General features: G+C 32.7%; 22 protein-coding genes. 7 read left to right on the top strand and 15 right to left on the bottom strand.

The features are described 5' to 3' along the window. Nucleotides 1-171: 171 nt before the first annotated feature. Both IEV77_RS14515 and IEV77_RS14510 read right to left on the bottom strand, forming a co-directional pair. Nucleotides 172-939 (bottom strand): ABC transporter ATP-binding protein, encoded by a 768-nt coding sequence (locus tag IEV77_RS14515; protein ID WP_188466063.1) that lies wholly within the window; start codon nt 937-939, stop codon nt 172-174. Continuing rightward, nucleotides 939-1,676: an MlaE family ABC transporter permease gene (locus IEV77_RS14510; RefSeq protein WP_188466061.1), complete on the bottom strand. Its 738-nt coding sequence runs from the start codon at nt 1,674-1,676 to the stop codon at nt 939-941. The genes IEV77_RS14515 and IEV77_RS14510 overlap by 1 nt, the downstream gene beginning before the upstream one ends. 95 nt (nt 1,677-1,771) lie before the next feature. Here IEV77_RS14510 and pafA point away from each other — a divergent pair, with 95 nt between their 5' ends. Further along, nucleotides 1,772-3,433: an alkaline phosphatase PafA gene (gene pafA, locus IEV77_RS14505; protein ID WP_188466059.1), complete on the top strand. Its 1,662-nt coding sequence runs from the start codon at nt 1,772-1,774 to the stop codon at nt 3,431-3,433. A 72-nt stretch (nt 3,434-3,505) separates the two neighbouring features. Here pafA and IEV77_RS14500 read toward each other — a convergent pair whose 3' ends face one another. From IEV77_RS14500 to rsfS, 6 genes are all read right to left on the bottom strand, one after another. Next, nucleotides 3,506-3,772, bottom strand: a complete 267-nt coding sequence (locus tag IEV77_RS14500; RefSeq protein WP_188466058.1) for an acyl-CoA-binding protein — start codon at nt 3,770-3,772, stop codon at nt 3,506-3,508. Further along, the gene (locus tag IEV77_RS14495; RefSeq protein WP_188466056.1) at nt 3,772-4,422 is read right to left on the bottom strand and encodes a phosphatidylserine decarboxylase family protein; all 651 of its coding nucleotides are present in this window, start codon (nt 4,420-4,422) and stop codon (nt 3,772-3,774) included. The genes IEV77_RS14500 and IEV77_RS14495 overlap by 1 nt, the downstream gene beginning before the upstream one ends. Further along, the gene (locus tag IEV77_RS14490; protein WP_188466054.1) at nt 4,412-5,233 is read right to left on the bottom strand and encodes a phosphatidate cytidylyltransferase; all 822 of its coding nucleotides are present in this window, start codon (nt 5,231-5,233) and stop codon (nt 4,412-4,414) included. Before IEV77_RS14490 ends, IEV77_RS14495 begins: the two co-directional genes overlap by 11 nt. Before the next feature lie 96 nt (nt 5,234-5,329). Beyond that, nucleotides 5,330-5,938 carry an LUD domain-containing protein gene (locus tag IEV77_RS14485; protein ID WP_188466052.1) on the bottom strand — a complete coding sequence of 203 codons (609 nt, stop codon included), beginning with the start codon at nt 5,936-5,938 and terminating at the stop codon, nt 5,330-5,332. A 119-nt stretch (nt 5,939-6,057) separates the two neighbouring features. Next, a complete protein-coding gene (gene ftsH / locus IEV77_RS14480) occupies nt 6,058-8,064 on the bottom strand; it encodes an ATP-dependent zinc metalloprotease FtsH (RefSeq protein ID WP_188466050.1) in 2,007 nt (668 codons plus the stop codon). A gap of 8 nt (nt 8,065-8,072) precedes the next feature. Beyond that, nucleotides 8,073-8,444, bottom strand: a complete 372-nt coding sequence (gene rsfS, locus IEV77_RS14475) for a ribosome silencing factor (protein ID WP_188466048.1) — start codon at nt 8,442-8,444, stop codon at nt 8,073-8,075. Between the two features lie 94 nt (nt 8,445-8,538). Here rsfS and IEV77_RS14470 point away from each other — a divergent pair, with 94 nt between their 5' ends. Then, complete coding sequence (locus IEV77_RS14470) at nt 8,539-9,270, top strand: biotin--[acetyl-CoA-carboxylase] ligase (RefSeq protein WP_188466046.1); 732 nt, start codon at nt 8,539-8,541, stop codon at nt 9,268-9,270. Here IEV77_RS14470 and IEV77_RS14465 read toward each other — a convergent pair. Together IEV77_RS14465 and pyrE are read right to left on the bottom strand one after the other, a co-directional pair. Further along, nucleotides 9,267-9,662 (bottom strand): SRPBCC family protein, encoded by a 396-nt coding sequence (locus IEV77_RS14465; protein ID WP_188466044.1) that lies wholly within the window; start codon nt 9,660-9,662, stop codon nt 9,267-9,269. The genes IEV77_RS14470 and IEV77_RS14465 overlap by 4 nt on opposite strands. Nucleotides 9,663-9,772: 110 nt before the next feature. Beyond that, a complete protein-coding gene (gene pyrE, locus IEV77_RS14460; RefSeq protein WP_188466042.1) occupies nt 9,773-10,417 on the bottom strand; it encodes an orotate phosphoribosyltransferase in 645 nt (214 codons plus the stop codon). A 127-nt stretch (nt 10,418-10,544) separates the two neighbouring features. Between pyrE and IEV77_RS14455 the strand changes: the two genes are divergently transcribed. From IEV77_RS14455 to IEV77_RS14435, 5 genes are all read left to right on the top strand, one after another. Then, nucleotides 10,545-11,126 carry an NUDIX hydrolase gene (locus tag IEV77_RS14455; RefSeq protein WP_188466040.1) on the top strand — a complete coding sequence of 194 codons (582 nt, stop codon included), beginning with the start codon at nt 10,545-10,547 and terminating at the stop codon, nt 11,124-11,126. A gap of 144 nt (nt 11,127-11,270) precedes the next feature. Continuing rightward, on the top strand, nt 11,271-12,599 hold the full coding sequence (gene ffh, locus IEV77_RS14450; protein WP_188466038.1) for a signal recognition particle protein: 1,329 nt from the start codon (nt 11,271-11,273) through the stop codon (nt 12,597-12,599). A gap of 62 nt (nt 12,600-12,661) precedes the next feature. After that, on the top strand, nt 12,662-13,033 hold the full coding sequence (locus IEV77_RS14445; protein WP_188466036.1) for a four helix bundle protein: 372 nt from the start codon (nt 12,662-12,664) through the stop codon (nt 13,031-13,033). Nucleotides 13,034-13,139: 106 nt separating this feature from the next. Further along, complete coding sequence (locus IEV77_RS14440; protein ID WP_188466034.1) at nt 13,140-14,018, top strand: bifunctional 5,10-methylenetetrahydrofolate dehydrogenase/5,10-methenyltetrahydrofolate cyclohydrolase; 879 nt, start codon at nt 13,140-13,142, stop codon at nt 14,016-14,018. A gap of 68 nt (nt 14,019-14,086) precedes the next feature. After that, nucleotides 14,087-15,826 carry an alpha/beta hydrolase-fold protein gene (locus IEV77_RS14435; protein WP_188466032.1) on the top strand — a complete coding sequence of 580 codons (1,740 nt, stop codon included), beginning with the start codon at nt 14,087-14,089 and terminating at the stop codon, nt 15,824-15,826. 4 nt (nt 15,827-15,830) lie between these two features. Here the strand turns inward: IEV77_RS14435 and IEV77_RS14430 are convergent, their stop codons facing one another. The 5 genes from IEV77_RS14430 to IEV77_RS14410 form a co-directional block, all read right to left on the bottom strand. Further along, complete coding sequence (locus IEV77_RS14430; protein ID WP_188466030.1) at nt 15,831-16,253, bottom strand: VOC family protein; 423 nt, start codon at nt 16,251-16,253, stop codon at nt 15,831-15,833. 114 nt (nt 16,254-16,367) lie between these two features. Continuing rightward, nucleotides 16,368-17,921 (bottom strand): T9SS type A sorting domain-containing protein, encoded by a 1,554-nt coding sequence (locus IEV77_RS14425; protein ID WP_188466028.1) that lies wholly within the window; start codon nt 17,919-17,921, stop codon nt 16,368-16,370. A 44-nt stretch (nt 17,922-17,965) separates the two neighbouring features. Next, nucleotides 17,966-18,766, bottom strand: a complete 801-nt coding sequence (locus tag IEV77_RS14420; protein ID WP_188466027.1) for a pseudouridine synthase — start codon at nt 18,764-18,766, stop codon at nt 17,966-17,968. A 17-nt stretch (nt 18,767-18,783) separates the two neighbouring features. Then, nucleotides 18,784-19,611 (bottom strand): alpha/beta hydrolase, encoded by an 828-nt coding sequence (locus tag IEV77_RS14415; RefSeq protein WP_188466025.1) that lies wholly within the window; start codon nt 19,609-19,611, stop codon nt 18,784-18,786. Beyond that, the gene (locus tag IEV77_RS14410; protein ID WP_188466023.1) at nt 19,608-19,982 is read right to left on the bottom strand and encodes a cupin domain-containing protein; all 375 of its coding nucleotides are present in this window, start codon (nt 19,980-19,982) and stop codon (nt 19,608-19,610) included. The genes IEV77_RS14415 and IEV77_RS14410 overlap by 4 nt, the downstream gene beginning before the upstream one ends. Nucleotides 19,983-20,055: the final 73 nt, after the last annotated feature.

Raw genomic sequence — 20,055 nt, 5'->3', positions numbered from 1 at the left:
TTAGATGCTAATCCAAATAAGATTTTTTGACATCTACATTATAGACTCTTGAAGTATATTTAAGGTTTCAGGAAGAATCACAAATCACGGGGTTTTTAGTAAACAACCGTCCTTATGATTTTTGAATAGAGCGTTAAATTTATAATGAATAGAAGACTTAAGAGGAAATTATTAGTTTCTTTCCTCTATGTACATCTGGCGTACTTTTTTAAATAACTCAGAGGAGTAAACAAAATCCGTAACAACCTCGTTGTCGGTTTTAAAAATAGTTTCTTTTGTTCCTTCCCAAGCTTTTAAACCATCTTTTAAAAACACAATTTTTTCGCCTATTTGCATCACGGAGTTCATGTCATGCGTATTAATGATGGTCGTCATATTATATTCCTCGGTTATTTCATGAATCAGGTTATCGATTACAATAGCTGTTTTTGGATCTAAACCGGAGTTAGGTTCGTCGCAAAATAAATATTTAGGTTTATTTACAATGGCACGAGCAATGGCAACCCTTTTTTGCATTCCACCCGAAGCTTCACTAGGCATTTTATTATGGGCATCTTCAAGATTGACACGCTTTAATACAAAATCTGCACGATCTTGCATTTCACTTTTACTTTGTTTGGTAAACATGCGTAACGGAAACATCACGTTTTCCAAAATGGTCATCGAATCAAACAAAGCACTGCCTTGAAAGACCATGCCCATTTCAGAACGCAGGTCTCTTTTTTCATTGCTACCTAATTCTGAATATATTTTTCCATCATATGAAATAGTGCCTTCTTCAGGTTCAAACAAGCCTAACAGACATTTCAAAAACACGGTTTTTCCAGAACCACTCTGTCCAATAACTAAACTGGTTTTTCCTTTCTCAAACGTGGTGGATATCCCTTTTAAAATATGGGCATCACCAAAAGACTTATGGATGTTTTTTACTTCTATCATTAGCTTAGTAAGAGTTGGGTTAATATATAATTTAAAAGAATAATAGCCACACTAGTCCAAACAAAGGCTGTTGTACTTGCTTTACCAACTTCTAATGCGCCACCTTGCATAAAATAACCATGATAGGACGGAATGGTTGCAATAACAAAAGCAAAAACAAAAGTTTTAATAAAGGCATAGGTTATATGAAAGGGAATAAAATCTAATTGGATACCTATAATATAATCGTCTATCGTGCTATAGCCACCATAAATGCAAGCAACCATACCTCCAATAATACCTAAAAACATAGCAATAGAAATAACAAAAGGATAAAGCATTAAAGCAATAAACTTAGGGAAAACCAAATAATTAATGGCGTTAATTCCCATAACTTCCAAAGCATCTATTTGTTCTGTAACACGCATGGTTCCTATACTTGAAGTTATAAAAGAACCTACCTTTCCAGCCATAATAATAGAAATAAAGGTTGGTGCAAACTCCAAAATAATGGATTGTCTGGTAGCGAAACCAACTAGATATTTTGGAAACAACGGACTGGTCATGTTTAATGCCGTTTGGATGGTTACAACACCACCAACAAAAAACGAGATAAAAGCTACTATGCCTAAAGATCCAATAATTAAATCGTCTATATCTTTAAAGATAAGTATCTTCATCACAGACCATTTGGTAGGTTTGCGAAACATATCTTTAATCATTATAAAATAAGCACCAATACTGTTCAGGTATGTCATGTTCTAATTTGTTGTTGCTAAAGTATAAAAATAACCTTAATTTAAAATAATGACGTGTTAAATTCCTTATTTTTGAAGTTAAATAAGTCTACATAATGAAAAAGCTAGTTTTTGCCCTTTGTCTTTTAATATCGAGTGTATCATGCAAATCTCAAAATGAAACAGTTATATCTTCTAGTAAAATTGAAATTCCTCAAGATAATCCAAAGTTAGTAATTGGTATTGTTGTAGACCAAATGCGGTACGATTATTTAACACGTTTTTATAACAAATTTGGTGATGGCGGTTTTAAACGCATCTTAAACAATGGTTTTAATTGTAAAAATAACCACTACAATTATATTCCAACCTATACTGGCCCAGGACATGCCTCAGTATTTACAGGTACAACACCAAAATATCATGGAATTATTGCTAATGATTGGTTTGATAAAGAAATAAAAGAATATGTTTATTGTGCAGGAGATGATACAATGAATCCTGTAGGAACCGAATCTAGCGCAGGACAAATGTCGCCACACAGAATGAAAACGACTTCTTTTGCTGATGAAAATAGAATGTTCACCCAATTGAAGGGGAAAACTATTGGAATTGCTATTAAGGATAGGGGAGCTATTTTACCTGCAGGACATACGGCCAATGCGGCATATTGGTTTCAAGGAAAAGATGAAGGCCGTTGGATAACAAGTTCCTATTATAGAAATGATTTACCAAATTGGGTAACAGAATTCAACGCTTCAGATGTTGCAGAGTCTTACCTTAAACCTTGGAACACACTTTATGATATTAATACCTATACAGAAAGTGGTTCGGATTTAAATATTTTTGAAGGCGGATTTAAAGGAAAAGAAACAGCAAATTTTCCTTACGATTTAAAAGCATTAAGTACAGATAATGGCGGTTTCGATATTTTGAAGGCTACAGCTTACGGAAACTCATTAACTACAGATTTCGCTATTGCTGCAATTAACGGGGAGGAATTAGGGCAAGATCTTTTTACAGACGTTCTTACTCTTAGTTACTCTAGTACAGATTATGTGGGACATAATTTTGGCGTAAATTCTAAAGAAGTGGAGGATACCTATATTCGATTAGATCTAGACCTTGAACGTTTAATGAATGAACTTGATGCAAAAGTAGGAGAAGGAGAATATGCGTTGTTTTTAACTGCAGATCATGGTGCAGTAGAGGTTCCTGCTTATTTGAAAAGTTTGAGGATCCCTTCAGGGAATGTAGATAATAAAACAACTAAAGCTCGATTTAATACATTTATGCAAGAGACTTATGGGGCTTCAGATTTAGTTGAAAATGTGAGTAACAACCAAATATTTTTAAATAGAGAAAAAATAGCATCATTAGATTTAGATTTAGCAGACGTACAGCAAAAAATAGTTAACGAATTAATTAACTATCCTAATGTGGATAAGGTTTATAGTGCAACAACTATGAGTACCACTTCATTTACCCAGGGAATTGAGGAATTACTTCAAAACGGGTATAGCCAAAAGCGATCTGGAGATATTTTAATTGTAAACGATCCTGCATATATATCTTATGGACTAACAGGCTCCACTCATGGTTCTGGATTAAATTATGACACACATGTGCCTTTATTATTTTATGGAAAAGGTATAAAACATGGTGCTAGCTTTAAAAGAACTGAAATTATTGATATAGCTCCAACGATGTCTGCATTGTTAGGTATTAGTTTTCCTAATGGCTCTACAGGTATTCCATTAGAGATGGTTTTAGAATAGGTAGTTTGAAAGTTTAAGCAATAAAGCTCAAACCTTGAATAAAGAATTTTAAATATTGAATTGGGTAGGAGTTTACTTTCGGTAGAGGAAATAATTGTTAACAAGCCCTATATAAGTTTCTTTCGCTTCATCTTGAGTGATGGATTGAATTTGAAATAAGGCATTTGTTTTAAAAGCTGTAATTAAAGGTTTGCTACTACTTGGTCTACTATAGTCGTTTGTTGCTTTTTTATAATAGGCATATAAACGCAATAAAAAATCGGCAGGAAAAGGTTCTGTATAATCGTTAATCCGATCTACAGCTTCTCTAAATTCAATATCTAATTCTTCAGAAGTCATTATTTCTCTGCAATGATGGTTTCACCACCACGAACTTTTTGATTTAATTGTACTTTAATCTTGGTATCTAAAGGTAGAAATAAATCGACTCTAGATCCAAATTTTATAAAGCCTGAATCTTCACCTTGTAAGACCGGTTGATCCACTTTGGCATAATTTACAATTCGTTTTGCTAGTGCTCCGGCAATTTGTCTGTACAAGACTTTTCCATAACTTTCATTTTCAACAACAACGGTTGTGCGTTCGTTTTCTTCACTGGCTTTTGGATGCCAAGCTACTAAGTATTTACCTTTGTGGTATTTACTAAATAGAACTTTACCACCAATTGGGTAACGAGTAACATGGACATTTATAGGCGACATAAAAACACTTACTTGAATGCGTTTTTCATTGAAATATTCTTTTTCAAAAACTTCTTCAATAACAACTACTTTTCCATCGACAGGAGATACAACATGATCAGCATCTCTATGACTAAATCGTTTTGGATTTCTAAAAAATTGTAAAACGATGATTAAAAATGCTAAATAGATAATCATTAACACCGTATTCAACCATGGAATGGTTACAAAGCTATCTGTTAATAGAAATAGAGCAACAATTACAATAAGTGTTACTAAAATAATTCTGTGGCCTTCTTTATGAAACATAATTTATAATGCGTAAAAACAAATAAATAAAAGGTGCAGCAAACACAATGCTGTCAAACCTATCTAACAATCCGCCATGTCCTGGCATAATAATTCCGCTATCTTTTACCTTAGCTTGACGTTTAAATTTAGACTCTATTAAATCACCTAGAGTACCAAAAACACTTATAATAATACCTAAAATTAGCCAATTGCTAAAACTCAGGGTTTCTGTAAAGGTAGCAATAAAATAACTTGCTACACTAGCAAAAAATAAACCTCCTAAAAATCCTTCTACCGTTTTTTTTGGAGATATGCTTGGAAATAATTTTTGTTTACCAAAATTCTTTCCTACTAAATAGGCAAATGTATCATTAGTCCAAACTAAAATAAAAGATCCTAAAATAATTAAAGGACTAAACGTATCATGATAATTGGCAATTAAAACCAAAAACACAAAACCACTAGAAATATAAAAAGTAGTAAGTATTATTTTTTTAGAAATAAATAGCGGGATATTTTTTTCTGTAAATAAATCTCTAATTAAGAAGAGTTGCACAAAAATGGTAATTACCTGAAGAATTTGAGTGGCTTCGTTTAAGCCAGAATTGGAGTTCATTACAAATTGCCAATAGCCAAAAACGCCATAAAGTACTGTGAAAACAATATAAGGTGCAAATGATTTATAGTGGATTAATTTTTTTAATTCGGCTAAACAAATTATCCCGAAAATGAAAAATAGCACTATAAATACATGTTTGTTGAAAAGTGAAAAAACCAACAAAGAAACATATACAAGTCCTGAAAGAGCTCTTATTAGAATTTCTTTCATGGACGCAAGTTTGTTTTTTTATTTAAAAAAAATGCTAAGATTAATTTCATGAATGGTTTTTAGAACTAAAATTGGTTGTTTTCTAAATAAGTTAGGCTATAAATCTTCTAGCAATAACAAATATAAATTTTTTGAACTACTACCATAGGTCATAAAATCTTTTTCTTCTAAAGATTTAAAGTGCTTAATGGTTGTAATATTGGTTGGTATTTGCTTTTTGTTTTTAGATTTAATGCTTTTAAGCCCTTCGCCTATATTTTCAACTATTTGACTAGTTGTTGCAAATACAATAAAGTTTTCTGGTAATTCTATTAATCTTTTTTCTGCTATTTGTTTAGATGAAATCAACAAGGATCCATCATCTGCAATTAAGTTTTCGCAAGTCGATAAAAAATAGGATGCTTCTTGAGAATTAGAAGATGTAGGTAAATTAAAATCTTTAAAGCGATCTTTTAAGTTTTTGTCAAAAATAAGAGCTTGCTTTTCTTCCCATTCATTTTCCTCAATAATACTATTTAAAGAATTAAATATCTCATCTAAATTTTCGCAATATAGAAACTTGCCACCATTAGCTTTAAAGTTTATTGTAAACCTTTCATCTACTGGTAATTTTATTTCTGGCATATATTTGCCTCTCTCATGTGGCTTTAATTCATCCTCTGATTTTTCAGATTTAGAACCAAAAATTTTTCTAAAAAGACTCATTTAAATGTTGCTATTAATCTAGGCATCGAAAGCTTATTTTCAAATATAAAAAATCTTAAATTAACCATAGGGTCAATTTAAGATTTTTGCTTAACCTTAACAAATATATAGTAGAAATTTTATTCTTCTTTAGTTTTGTCTAGTTCTTTTTCTTCTTCTATTATTTCTATTGTTTCTTCAACCTTTTTATTGACAACCATTTCTTCTTTTTCAAATGGACGCTTTCCGAAAATTAATTCTAAATTATCTTTAAAGATGACTTCTTTTTCAAGTAATACATCTGCAAGCTGTGTTAATTTATCTTTATTTTCTTCAAGAAGTTTGATTGCTCGTTGATATTGAACTTCAATAATATCGGATATTTCTTTATCAATTAATTCAGCTGTTTTCTCACTATATGGTTTAGTAAAACCATATTCGTTTTGTCCAGAAGAATCATAATAGGTTAGATTTCCTACTTTCTCACTTAAGCCATAAATAGTTACCATAGCTCTTGCTTGTTTGGTTACTTTTTCTAAATCGCTTAAAGCTCCTGTTGAAATTCTATTGAAAATTACTTTTTCTGCAGCACGACCACCTAAAGCGGCGCACATTTCGTCTAACATTTGTTCTGGGTGAACAATTAAGCGTTCTTCTGGTAAATACCAGGCAGCACCTAAAGAACGTCCACGAGGAACAATAGTAACCTTTACCAAAGGAGCAGCATGTTCCAACATCCAGCTTACTGTAGCATGACCAGCTTCATGAAAAGCAATGGCTCTTTTTTCGGCTACGGTCATTATTTTATTTTTCTTCTCTAAACCTCCTATAATTCTATCAACAGCATCTAAGAAATCTTGTTTGTCAACAGCTTTTTTACCTTGTCTCGCGGCAATTAAAGCCGCTTCATTACAAACGTTTGCTATATCTGCACCAGAAAAACCAGGGGTTTGTTTCGCCAAGAAATCGATATCAAGATCTTTAGCTTTCTTTAAAGGTCTTAAATGAACTTCAAATATTTCATTACGTTCGCGAACATCTGGAAGATCTACAAATATTTGTCTATCAAAACGTCCTGCACGCATTAAAGCTTTATCTAAAATATCAGCTCTGTTGGTTGCAGCAATAACAATAACGTTTGTGTTTGTACCAAACCCATCCATTTCTGTTAATAACTGGTTTAAGGTGTTTTCACGCTCGTCATTACTTCCAGACATGGCGTTTTTACCTCTTGCACGACCAATAGCATCTATTTCATCAATAAATATAATGGCTGGCGATTTTTCTTTTGCTTGTTTAAAAAGGTCTCTTACTCTAGAAGCTCCAACACCTACAAACATTTCAACAAAATCTGATCCAGATAAAGAGAAGAAAGGTACTTGTGCTTCACCAGCAACAGCTTTCGCTAATAAGGTTTTTCCTGTTCCAGGAGAACCAACTAATAAAGCTCCTTTTGGAATTTTACCTCCTAAAGATGTGTATTTTTCAGGGTTTTTAAGGAAGTCTACAATTTCTTGAACTTCTTCTTTTGCTCCTTCTAATCCAGCAACATCTTTAAACGTTGTTTTTACATCGGTATTCTCGTCAAAAAGTTTGGCTTTAGATTTACCAATATTGAAAATTTGACTTCCGCCGCCACCTCCAGCACCACCGCCAGACATACGACGCATAATAAAAATCCAAACTCCTATTAAAAGTACAAATGGTAACAAACCAATAAGGAAATCTCCCCATAGGTTTTGTTCGGTTTTATACTCGATTTTTGGTTTTGGATCTAAATGCTCGTCTGTAACTACCTTAGCAATTTCATCTTCAAAATTTTGAAGATCACCAAATTCAAATTTATAATTTGGTAATTGTGTAGCAGATGGTAATAAAGAAGTAGGCTTCGATTTTTTATGCGTTTCTTTTTGTTCAGCTTCAGGAGTTAAATAAACTTTAGCTTCTCTTCTGTTTACAATTTCTACTTTCTCAACATCACCTTCTTTTAAGAATGTCATAAATTGTGAAGGGGTAGTTGTACTAGCTTCTTGGAAACTACTACCACTAAACAATTGCATACCCAAAAAGATGACTATGATGATTCCATAAATCCAGTAAGGACTGAATTTAGGTTTTTTAGGATTAATTTTTTTCTTATTTGTCATTAATTCTTTTAATAATTTGTTTCAACTACTGTTGTTTTTGCATCTCCCCAAAGGCTTTCAAGGTCGTAATACTCTCTAATTTGTTTTTGAAAAACATGTACAACAACGTTTACGTAGTCCATTAAAACCCATTCAGCATTGTCTTGACCTTCAGTATGCCAAGGATGGTCTTTTAATTCTTTACTTACTTTCTTTTGTATGGAATTTACAATGGCATTTACTTGTGTGTTAGAGGTACCTTCGCAAATAATAAAGTAGTCGCAAACTGTATTTTCTATGTCTCGTAAATCTAGAATATTGATGTCTTTTCCTTTAACATCTTCGATTCCACTTAAGATAGTTGCTATTAGCAAGTCTGCATTTGGTTCTTTTTTAGCCATTAATCATTTTTAATTTGTGCAAAGTTATTATTTTTTAGTTCTTTATACTCTAAAATTTTCATAAGATTTTACAGTACGAATATAACCAATTAATATGCGTATAATCAAACTTAATGCCATCGATTCGACAAATAGTTATTTAAAACAATTAAGTGTTGAGGAGTCCTTAGTGGACAATACGATAGTTGTTACTAATTATCAAACTAAGGGAAGAGGACAAATGGGAACTACTTGGGTTTCTGAAGACTCTAAAAACCTTATGTTTAGTGTTTTAAAGGACGTTTCTTGGCTTCATGCCGATAAAAGTTTTTATATTAGTATGGTAACTTCTTTGGCTATAATTAAGTCTTTAGAATATTTTTCTATCCCTAAATTACGTATTAAATGGCCTAACGACATTTTGTCAGAAGACATGAAGGTCTGTGGTGTTTTAATTGAAAATGTCATAAAACACACACATTTAAAAGATTCCATTATAGGAATAGGGCTAAATATAAATCAAACAGATTTTTCTAATTTGCCAAAAGCAACTTCCTTAAGGTTAATTTCGGGCCAAGTTTTTAATTTGGATGAAGTTATGATTATGATAATTAAAGAAATTACCTATTATTTTAAACTTTTAAAAGCCGGAAGGTTTCAAGAAATAAAAAATCTTTATGAAACTTTATTGTTTAGAAAAGATAAACCTTCAACATTTAAAGATGCTGAAGGTTCTATGTTTTCTGGTTTTATAAAATCAGTTTCAAATTCTGGTAATCTTCAAGTCTTGCTGGAAGATGATATTATTAAAGAATTCGATTTAAAAGAAATAAGTCTGCTATATTAAATAGAAGATGGGATATTACATGCTAAGGTTTCAATAAATTTAGAGATAGGACCTTTTATCATCATCGCCATCATGGAATTAAATTCGCCATCGAAAAGTAATTGCACTTCGCTTTTGCCAGCCTCAAGTTCCGTAATATTTCCTGTTAAAGAAAAGTCTAATTTTCCACCAGCGGCACCTAAAACTACTTTATTAGGAGAGATTAATTCTTTTTTCTTAAGTACAATTTCCGGCATCCCTTTTAAAGCGAATAAAAACTTCTCATCGTTTAAAACTTCAAATTTACTAATGTTTTCAGGCATTAATTTTTCAAAGTTTTTTATATCAGATAAAAAATTAAAGACTTCTTCTGCAGATTTCTCTACTGTAACTGTTGTTGATTCTAAATTCATCTTATTATTGTTTAGTTCTATGCCGTGAAGCTATTTATTTGTTGGGTTTCAATAAAATCTACTATTTTGTCTCGACATCTTAAGCGCTTCACGCCTTTACATTTTTAAACTCAATGGCCATTCCACTCACTAGGATTGGCGTTCCAATCTGATAATGTTTTTATTTCTTTTTGAGTTATATAATTGGTTTCTAAAGCTTGTTCTAATAAGCTTTCGTAATTACTTAAGGTGTGAAGGGTAATATTTTCAGATTCGAAATTTTTAACAGCAATATCGAAGCCATAAGAAAAGATGGCAACCATACCTTTTACATTTAAATTAGCTGCTTTCAAAGCTTTAACAGCATTCAAACTGCTATTACCTGTGCTAATTAAATCTTCAATAACAACCACATTTTGTCCGCCTTCAGCATGCCCTTCAATTTGATTTTGTCTTCCATGAGATTTAGCCTCAGGACGCACATATATAAAAGGAACACCTAAATATTCTGCTACCAACATACCAATACCAATAGCACCAGTAGCTACACCTGCTATAACATCTGGTTTACCATAATGTTTCTCAATTTGTTTCGCCATGGTTTCACGAACATAATTTCGAATAGTAGGGTAGGATAATATAATTCTATTATCACAATATATTGGAGATTTCCACCCTGACGCCCAGGTAAAAGGCTCTTGTGGACTTAATTTAATAGCATTAATTTGCAATAAAACTTCTGCGGTTTTTCTTGCGGTATCTTTGTTGAAAATCATAGGAGCAAAATTACACTTTTTTAATTAAAATTATAATTTGAATTTGTATTTATAATTACCTATGAAATCTATTGTTATGAATAAAAAATTTTTATTTTTACATTTCATAACTGCCTTAAAACACTTTATGCAGAAAGTTTTTGTAAACGATAAGCCCATAATTTTAACTACTATAGTTGAAAAGGAAGATGGATTTAAAAACTATTCCTTAAAATCTGTTAACCTTAATAAAGTTATTCGGGAGCTTAACCATACCTCTTTAAAAGAGGTTCGGTTAATTCATAAAAAGGAAGATAAGCTTTTAAAGAAATTCTTAAAAAAGCTACCTAATGTTATTGCTGGTGGCGGAAAAGCTTTCAACGAAAAAGGTGAAATTTTATTTATTTATAGAAATGATAAATGGGATTTACCTAAAGGGAAAGCCGAAAAAAAAGAGACTATAGAAGATACTGCTCTTAGAGAAGTTGAAGAAGAAACAGGTGTTCAAGGTCTTGAAATAGTCAAACCTCTTGAAACGACCTATCATATTTTTAAACGAAATGGGAGGAATAAAATTAAAGTTACCCACTGGTTTGAGATGAAAACAGCATATACTGGAAAACTAGAACCTCAGCAAGATGAAGGCATTACAAAAGTAGCTTGGTTAAATCAAGATCAAATTGTAACGGCTATGGAAAATTCCTATGCAAACATTAAAGTTTTGGTTTAAATTTTCTCCTCAATTTTGACCGTATTAAGGATTAAATTTGAAGCAATTTTAAATAAGACGAAAATCTGATAATTAAAATAAGGTCAACTCTTTATTAATAGCAATCAAATCCTTAAATTTGCATCTTTAAAATTCAGAAGAAGTATGTTTAATAATTTAAGTGAAAAGTTAGATAAAGCCTTACACGTATTAAAAGGTCACGGAAGTATTACAGAAGTAAACGTAGCCGAAACCTTGAAAGAAGTGCGTAGAGCGCTTTTAGATGCCGATGTTAACTTTAAAATTGCTAAAGATTTTACCGTTCGTGTAAAAGAAAAAGCACTTGGACAAAATGTACTAACAACATTACAGCCAGGACAATTAATGGTTAAAATCGTTAAAGACGAATTAACCGAATTAATGGGTGGAGATGCAGAAGGACTTAATTTGTCTGCTAATCCAAGTATTATATTAATGTCTGGTTTGCAAGGTTCTGGTAAAACAACCTTTTCTGGGAAACTTGCAAATTTTCTTAAAACAAAAAAAACAAAAAAACCTTTATTAGTTGCTTGTGATGTGTATCGTCCTGCGGCGATAGACCAATTACATGTAGTTGGAGAGCAAATAAAAGTAGAGGTTTTTAGCGATAAAGGAAATACAGATCCGGTTGCTATTGCTAAAGCTGGTGTAGCTTATGCGAAAGCCAATGGATTTAATGTGGTAATTATTGATACAGCTGGACGTTTGGCTGTAGATGAGGCCATGATGACCGAAATCTCGAACATTCATAAAGCCATCGAGCCACAGGAAACATTATTTGTTGTGGATTCCATGACTGGTCAAGATGCAGTTAATACGGCAAAAGCCTTTAACGATGTCTTAAATTTTGATGGGGTTATTCTTACCAAATTAGATGGTGATACTCGAGGTGGAGCCGCTATTTCTATTAAATCTGTAGTTAATAAACCAATTAAGTTTATTGGTACTGGAGAAAAAATGGAAGCGATTGATGTGTTCTATCCATCGCGTATGGCAGATAGAATTCTTGGAATGGGAGATGTTGTGTCTCTTGTTGAAAGAGCTCAAGAGCAATACGACGAGGTAGAAGCAAGAAAACTTCAAAAGAAAATTGCCAAGAACCAATTTGGTTTTGATGATTTTTTAAAGCAGATTCAGCAAATAAAAAAGATGGGGAACATGAAAGACCTTATCGGAATGATTCCTGGAGCTGGAAAAATGATGAAAGACATAGATATAGACGACGATGCTTTTAAAGGTATTGAAGCTATCATTCATTCTATGACACCTTTAGAGAGAACAAATCCATCTGTTATAAACTCTAGTAGAAAAAAACGTATTGGTAGTGGTTCTGGAACATCAGTTCAAGAAGTGAATCAATTATTGAAGCAGTTCGACCAAATGAGTAAAATGATGAAAATGATGCAAGGTGGAAAAGGGAAAGCTATGATGCAAGCAATGAAGGGAATGAAATAGTTTTCAGTCTCAGTCCCAGTTTTCAGTTTTTATCCAATTAAAATTTAGAATAATAAAATAGGATGGATTTTAAAAAATTAATAGCATACCAAAAAGCATTTGATTTGGCTATGTCTGTTTTTGAGATTTCAAAATCATTTCCAAAAGAAGAAACTTATTCTCTGACAGATCAAATTAGAAGAAGTTCACGTTCCGTAAATGCTAACTTAGCTGAAGCTTACAGGAAAAGAAAATATCCAAAGCATTTTATTAGTAAGTTAACAGATGCTGACGGTGAAAATTCTGAAACACATACATGGTTAGATTTTGCTCTTGCCTGTAAATATATTTCTAATAAACAACATATAGATTTATCAAACAAAGGAATTGAAGTTGGTAAATTAATAAATTACATGATAAACAATCCAGGAAAATTTGGAGTAAAAGAAGATTAGCTTAGTTTCTTATAAAAAGATTAAGTGTTTTTACTAAAACCTGCGACTGAAAACTAACACAAGAGTAAGCGCTGAAAACTGCGACTGCGACTGAAAACTAATAACTATGATTTTACTCGACGGAAAGAAAGTAAGTAACGACATTAAAAATGAAATTACTGAAGAAGTAAAAAAAATGAAAGCTAAAGGAGAAAAAGTGCCTCATTTAGCGGCTATTATTGTTGGTAACGATGGCGCGAGTTTAACTTATGTAGCTAGTAAAGTTAAGGCCTGCGAGCGTGTTGGTTTCGAATCTACTATGATTCGTATGTCTAATACAACTAGCGAAATTGAGCTTTTAGATAAAATTGAAGAATTGAATTTAAATGACGAGATCGATGGGTTTATTATTCAATTACCGCTTCCTAAGCAAATAGATACCCAAAAAGTTTTAATGGCTGTCGATCCAGATAAGGATGTCGATGGATTCCATCCAATGAACTTTGGGAAAATGGCACTAGATATGTCAACCTTTATTCCTGCAACTCCTTTTGGAATCCTAGAATTATTGGATAGATATAATGTCGAAACAAAAGGAAAACATACCGTAGTTATTGGTCGTTCTCATATAGTTGGTCGTCCTATGAGTATCCTCATGGGGAGAAAAGGTTTTCCAGGAAACTCTACAGTAACTATTACCCATAGCCACACAAAAAATATCACGCAAATTACCTCTCAAGCAGATATTATTATTTCTGCATTAGGAGTTCCTAATTTTCTTAAAGCCGAAATGGTAAAAGACGATGTGGTTATTATTGATGTTGGAATTACACGCGTTGCAGATGAGTCTTCTCCTAAAGGTTATGTTATTACTGGCGATGTAGATTTTGAAAACGTTAGTAAAAAAGCAAGTTTTATAACTCCTGTTCCTGGTGGCGTTGGACCAATGACAATTGCCATGTTATTAAAAAACACGTTGTTAGCAAGAGAGTTACGTCATAAATAGGCTTTCGGAAAAAGAGCGATTTTATTTCTACCATAAAATTCTTACCTTTTCCGGAAATAACCAATCCTATGAATTCTTTTTCGAAATACGCAATTCTACTTTCTGTTTTTGTGCTAGCTTGCCAGTCCAAATCATCAGATACATCTAAAGAGTCTCATATTTCTGTATCCTATTCTGACAGTCTGAATCTGGATAATCTGGATGGCAGATTACTTCTTGTTTTAGCTGATAATAATGAGGATGAACCTCGATTTCAAGTTGCCTACGATTTAAAAGCTCAACCTATTTTTGGAAAAAATGTAGAAACATTAAAACCTAATCAAGATGTTGTGTTTTCTGATGACGTTTTTGGTTTTCCATACGAATCATTATCCAATGTAAAACCAGGTGAATATTATGCACAAGCTGTGTTGCATGTCTACGAAACCTTCAATTTGTCTACGGGAAAAACGGTTAAACTACCTATGGATAATGGTGAAGGGCAACAATGGAGCAAGTCTCCTGGGAATTTATATAGTAAACCGGTTAAAATTAAAATTACCGAAAATTCGGTTCCAAGTATCCATCTTGTTATGGATCAAATTATTCCTGAAATAATAGAACCCGAAGATACAGAGTGGATAAAACATGTGAAAATTAAATCGGAATTGTTGTCAAAATTTTGGGGACGTGATATGTATATAGGAGCTCATGTATTGTTACCAAAAGGCTTCAAGGAGCATCCCGAAGCCAAATATCCACTTATGGTTTTTCAAGGACATTTTCCAAGCGATTTTGGCGGATTTAGAACCTCTCCTCCAGATCCAAATTTAGAATCTGAATATTCAGATCGCTTTGGAGTAGACGGTTATAACATAATAGAACAAGAAGAAGCCTACAATTTTTATAAACGTTGGAATGAGCCAGATTATCCAAGATTTTTAATCATTCAAATACAACATCCAACGCCTTATTACGACGATTCTTATGCTGTAAACTCTGCAAGTCAAGGCCCTTATGGAGATGCTTTAACTTATGAATTAATTCCATATATAGAAAAGATGTTTAGAGGCCAAGGAGAAGGATGGGCACGATTTTTATATGGGGGCTCAACAGGTGGTTGGGAAGCTTTGGCTGTTCAAGTAAAATACCCTACTGAATATAACGGTTGTTTTGCAGCTTGTCCAGATCCAATAGATTTTAGAGCCTATTGTTTAATTAATATCTATGAAGATGAAAACGCTTATTATGCAAAATCTAATCATAACACTGTTGAGATTCCAGCGCATAGAGATTATTTAGGCAATATTAGTGCAACTTTAAAAGATGAAAACCATTTAGAATTAGTTCTAGGAAATAAATCTCGATCCGGAGGTCAATACGATATTTGGGAAGCTACTTATTCGCCTCAAGGAGCAGATGGTTATCCTGAGCCTATTTGGGATAAATATTCTGGAGACATAAATCATGAAGTTGCTACATATTGGAAAGAAAACTACGATTTAAGACATATATTGGAACGTGATTGGGATAAATTAGGAGATGATTTGAAGGGTAAAATTCATATTTATTGTGGCGATATGGATAATTATTATTTGAATAATGCCGTTTATTTAATGGAAGATTTTCTGGAAAGTACAACAGATCCATATTATGAAGGGGAAGTAGCATATGGAGATCGAGCTGAACATTGTTGGAATGGCGATCATGAAAATCCTAACTATATTTCAAGATTGCGATATAATAGTATGTACGTGCCAAAAATTATGAAACGGATTATGGAGTCTGCTCCAGAAGGTGCAGACTTAACCAGCTGGCATTATAAGTAATATGCTATTTAGCAAATAACTGATTCATATCTTTAAACGCTTTAAACTCTAAAGCATTTCCAGCAGGATCATAGAAAAACATGGTTACCTGTTCGCCAACTAAACCTTCAAAACGGATATAAGGTTCTATAATAAAGTCAATATCCTTTTGTTTCAAATTTTCAGCAAAGGTTTGAAATGTATCCCAAGGTAAAACCACACCATAATGTGGCACAGGAACCGATTTTCCATCAACTGAATTGGTGTGTACTTCTTCTTCAGACTTTGGTTTATAATGAATAACCAATTGATGCCCAAAGAAATTAAAATCGACCCAATGGTCGCTACTTCTGCCTTCTTCACAGTTCAAAACATCGCGATAAAAATTTCGGCATTCACTTAAATTATGAACTGGGATGGCAATGTGAAAAGGACTAAGATTTGACATGTTTTTATAAGGTTTGTTTTCTTTAAACAAGAAAGCACTTTTAATTCAAAGTTTTGCCTTATTTCAAAATTAAAATTTGGTAGTAGAAAGCGTCTAAACTTTGATTTACTGAGTTTATAATTTTACAATTTTAGAAAAATAACTTTTATGCTCGTTGGTAATTTTAACAAGATATACGCCAGGGTTTAAAAAGCTAGTTGAAAACGTCTTTGAACCTTCTATTTCTTTAATTATTTGACCCGAAATAGAATAAATCGCAATCTTTTTAATATCTTTTTTTGTACTAATCCAGACGATATCACGGGTTGGATTTGGGTAAAGTACTAAAGGAGAATCTAATTCGAAAGAATCTGTATTTAAAGTATATGCGTCCTTAAATCGGACAAGCATTGTTTGTGGACTGGTATTTGCCGAAGATGTTTTTACGCCTACTGAAAGTATTTTTCCATTAGCCTGTATTAAGACATCATTAGAGAATTCTTGTAATGTACTATTTTGATGTAAAAACTGACCATTTGTGGCAAAACTACTGTCTCTAGTGCCATTGATGTGATATGCTGTAAGTAATAAGTCGTAATTATTATTACCAATCGCATTACCAGAAACTAATAAATTACCATTCGGCATTATATTAATATCTGTCCCGAAACAGGTATTGTAATTAGAATGGTCTGGAGATTCAATAAGCTTACCATCTGTACTAAAATTAGTATCTAATGAACCATCAAAATTATAGCTTGCTATTCCAATATGTGGCAAAAAATCTGTGGACGAAATAGTGCCAACTGCTATAATTTTTGTGTCTGTAATTACAAATTCGTTTATGGATTCATTTAAATAACCAAAATCTGTAATTACAAGTCCATTTGTTCCAAAGGAGGTGTCAAAACTGCCATTACTATTCAATTTTGCTAGAAGGAAATCCTTATCATTTGTAACTCCTATTAAAGATCCAGAAAGTATGATGCTATCATCACTTTGTACGAAAATGGAAGTTAAATTGATGTTATTATCTAAGGCTATATTCTCAATTCCATTAGAGCCAAAGTTTGTATCTAAATTACCATTAACATCATATTTTAAAACCTGGGCCGTATTATTTCCGGAGTCAGATTCTGTGCTGTGAGAAACTGCATAAATATGAGTAGAACTAGTTATGTAGATGTCGCTAATATAATCTTCATTAGAACCTAAATCTGTTTTTACAAAACCATTATCTCCAAAAGATGTGTCAATACTACCATCTGCATTAAATCTAGCTAATAGAGCATTATAATAATAGCCAGATAATGACGGATCAATATCTGATTGTCCAGCAACAATAATTTTACCGTCCTGTTGCAAGGCTATTTTATAAATAGCTTCTTTTTGGTTATTAATGGAGCTTATAGTTGTAGAGCCATATCCATTGGTTCCAAATGTTGTATCAAATGAACCGTCTGTATTATATTTAGAAATGTAAAATTGGTTACTAGCATTCTTTGTGCCGGCAACTAGCGTTTGATTATTAGGTAATAAAATGGCAGAGGTTATGTAATTGCCACTAAAAACGCCATACTCAAATTGGTAGCCATCGGTGCCAAAAGTAGTGTCTAAACTAATGTTTTGTGATGAAACCAGATTTACAATAAAAAAAACGGACAGAGTTGTGATGAATCTACCAATCATGATGAAAAATTTTTAAAATGGATGAAAGGAATAATCAAAAATCTCTACTCTTTTCTTCTTTTAAAAGTATGAGTTTTTTTGGGTTCCTTAGTCGAAGAAGGTTTTTTAGATTCTTTGTAATGCATATCAGAATCTTCTAATAGCAAGTTAAGATCTTTAAATTCAGTTGCCGTTAATTCTCGGTATTCTCCAACTGGAATATCTAGTTTGATATTCATAATTCGAACACGTTTCAGGGTTTCAACCTCGTAGGTTAAATATTCGCACATACGTCGAATTTGTCTGTTCAATCCTTGTGTTAAAATAATTCTAAACTCGTTCGAGCCTAGTTTTTCTACCGTACACGGTTTGGTAGTTTTTTCTAATTCATCTAAATAAATACCTCTAGACATATATTCTAGAAATGTTTGAGAAATACGCTTATCTACTGTAACAATATATTCTTTTTCGTGATTGTTACTAGCTCGAAGAATTTTATTTACAATGTCTCCATCGTCTGTTAAAAGAATTAAACCCTCACTTGGCTTGTCTAATCTTCCAATAGGGAAAATTCGTTTTGGGTATTTAATATAGTCAATAATATTGTCTTTTTCTACACGAGTATCTGTAGTACAAACAATACCAACAGGCTTGTTGAATGCTAAATATACAAATTTTTGTTTGGTGTTTTCTATTAACGATCCATCTACATGAACCTCGTCATTAGGTCCGATTTTAGTCCCCATTTCAGGAACCTCGCCGTTAATTGTAACACGACCAGCATCGATAAGTTTGTCGGCCTCACGACGCGAGCAATATCCAGCTTCACTTAAAAACTTATTGATACGTTTTAAATTTTCTTCCATAAGGCAAAGATAGAACTTTAGTTGTCTATAAAGTCGTAAATGTAATTTGAAACTTCGTCTGTAGCTAAAGAATGACCGAAACCTTCCGTGGTAATTAGCGTACTGTTTTTGTATTTGGTTTTAATAAGTAGGGCATCATTATAAGGAATAATTCTGTCTGTTTTATCATGAATTATTAAGCCTTGAGAGGTGTTATGTTCTAGAAAATTAGCAGTAGAATATGCTTCTGGAAGTTTCCCGAAACGGTCTTTAATGACTAAATCTATTTTTTTAGATACTCGTTTGCTGTAACTCATCATATCTGTATAACGTTTTATAACATCAGAAAACTCTGAAGGTGCTCCTAAAAAAATCATTTTTTGAATATGCTCCTTTTTGTAAGTGTGTTGAAAAAGTGCAGAAGCCATCCCGCCAACCGAATGCCCAATAATAATACTTGGTTGGAAACGATCTGAAACTACTTTTATAAATTCAGAATACATAATGGCATTAAACCTATTGCTTCCTGAGCGACCATGTGCAGGAGCGTCAAGGGCAACAACACCATAACCTTTTTTCTTTAAGTTGGTGATTAATACTTGCCATCTAGCCGAATTACTTTCCCAGCCATGAACCAGTAAAATAGTCTGCTTTTCTCCAAGCCAACGATATGTCATGATTGGCATGTTATTAAATTTTAACTCTTCAATAAAGGCCGTTTCTAAAAAATCGGATTGTTTTTCGTTTGGTTTTCCTTTTAATGGTTTTGTAAAAAGAAATAAAGCCATTCTAGCAGCTAATTTTGGAAAGAATAATCCTGTAATGTTTACAATGAAACCAATTAATTTTTGCAAGATTGTTTTCATTCGCTCTCTCTATTTACAAGGTCCGGAGAAAAAGCTGGTAAACAAATAGCAAGGTATTCGCAAGGCTCTGTAAAGGGATTGGAATATTGAACTCTGGTGTTCTTTTCTATTTTAATAGATTGTCCAGCTTCTAATATAATTTCTTCGCCATCTATTATAAACTGCTTTTTTCCTTTTATAATAAAAGTATATTCGTCGAATTCTGGAGTTTGAAAAGGTTCGCTCCAACCAGCAGGCGCAACCATGTGCGCGATACTAATTTGAGAATCTCCTTGAGTAGCATTTCCAAAATGTTCCTTAATTATTTTACCATCGGTTGTTGGAACCATAAATGGTGAATTCTGAATGGTATATTTCTTGTTTTTTTGCATTTGTTTTAATTATTACTGTGACTGTGACTGTGACTGTGACTGTGACTGTGACTGTGACTGTGACTGTGACTGT

The organism is Xanthomarina arctica, assembly GCF_014638915.1.
Lineage (GTDB): Bacteria > Bacteroidota > Bacteroidia > Flavobacteriales > Flavobacteriaceae > Xanthomarina > Xanthomarina arctica.
The sequence above is the reverse complement of the archived record's forward strand: the minus strand, read 5'-3'. Positions and strand labels throughout refer to the sequence as shown.

Excerpts from the sequence above, each read along its gene's own strand:
- IEV77_RS14515 (WP_188466063.1), bottom strand. The coding sequence starts at position 939 with ATGATAGAAGTAAAAAACATCCATAAGTCTTTTGGTGATGCCCATATT.
- IEV77_RS14510 (WP_188466061.1), bottom strand. The coding sequence starts at position 1,676 with ATGACATACCTGAACAGTATTGGTGCTTATTTTATAATGATTAAAGAT.
- pafA (WP_188466059.1), top strand. The coding sequence starts at position 1,772 with ATGAAAAAGCTAGTTTTTGCCCTTTGTCTTTTAATATCGAGTGTATCA.
- IEV77_RS14500 (WP_188466058.1), bottom strand. The coding sequence starts at position 3,772 with ATGACTTCTGAAGAATTAGATATTGAATTTAGAGAAGCTGTAGATCGG.
- IEV77_RS14495 (WP_188466056.1), bottom strand. The coding sequence starts at position 4,422 with ATGTTTCATAAAGAAGGCCACAGAATTATTTTAGTAACACTTATTGTA.
- IEV77_RS14490 (WP_188466054.1), bottom strand. The coding sequence starts at position 5,233 with ATGAAAGAAATTCTAATAAGAGCTCTTTCAGGACTTGTATATGTTTCT.
- IEV77_RS14485 (WP_188466052.1), bottom strand. The coding sequence starts at position 5,938 with ATGAGTCTTTTTAGAAAAATTTTTGGTTCTAAATCTGAAAAATCAGAG.
- ftsH (WP_188466050.1), bottom strand. The coding sequence starts at position 8,064 with ATGACAAATAAGAAAAAAATTAATCCTAAAAAACCTAAATTCAGTCCT.
- rsfS (WP_188466048.1), bottom strand. The coding sequence starts at position 8,444 with ATGGCTAAAAAAGAACCAAATGCAGACTTGCTAATAGCAACTATCTTA.
- IEV77_RS14470 (WP_188466046.1), top strand. The coding sequence starts at position 8,539 with ATGCGTATAATCAAACTTAATGCCATCGATTCGACAAATAGTTATTTA.
- IEV77_RS14465 (WP_188466044.1), bottom strand. The coding sequence starts at position 9,662 with ATGAATTTAGAATCAACAACAGTTACAGTAGAGAAATCTGCAGAAGAA.
- pyrE (WP_188466042.1), bottom strand. The coding sequence starts at position 10,417 with ATGATTTTCAACAAAGATACCGCAAGAAAAACCGCAGAAGTTTTATTG.
- IEV77_RS14455 (WP_188466040.1), top strand. The coding sequence starts at position 10,545 with ATGCAGAAAGTTTTTGTAAACGATAAGCCCATAATTTTAACTACTATA.
- ffh (WP_188466038.1), top strand. The coding sequence starts at position 11,271 with ATGTTTAATAATTTAAGTGAAAAGTTAGATAAAGCCTTACACGTATTA.
- IEV77_RS14445 (WP_188466036.1), top strand. The coding sequence starts at position 12,662 with ATGGATTTTAAAAAATTAATAGCATACCAAAAAGCATTTGATTTGGCT.
- IEV77_RS14440 (WP_188466034.1), top strand. The coding sequence starts at position 13,140 with ATGATTTTACTCGACGGAAAGAAAGTAAGTAACGACATTAAAAATGAA.
- IEV77_RS14435 (WP_188466032.1), top strand. The coding sequence starts at position 14,087 with ATGAATTCTTTTTCGAAATACGCAATTCTACTTTCTGTTTTTGTGCTA.
- IEV77_RS14430 (WP_188466030.1), bottom strand. The coding sequence starts at position 16,253 with ATGTCAAATCTTAGTCCTTTTCACATTGCCATCCCAGTTCATAATTTA.
- IEV77_RS14425 (WP_188466028.1), bottom strand. The coding sequence starts at position 17,921 with ATGATTGGTAGATTCATCACAACTCTGTCCGTTTTTTTTATTGTAAAT.
- IEV77_RS14420 (WP_188466027.1), bottom strand. The coding sequence starts at position 18,766 with ATGGAAGAAAATTTAAAACGTATCAATAAGTTTTTAAGTGAAGCTGGA.
- IEV77_RS14415 (WP_188466025.1), bottom strand. The coding sequence starts at position 19,611 with ATGAAAACAATCTTGCAAAAATTAATTGGTTTCATTGTAAACATTACA.
- IEV77_RS14410 (WP_188466023.1), bottom strand. The coding sequence starts at position 19,982 with ATGCAAAAAAACAAGAAATATACCATTCAGAATTCACCATTTATGGTT.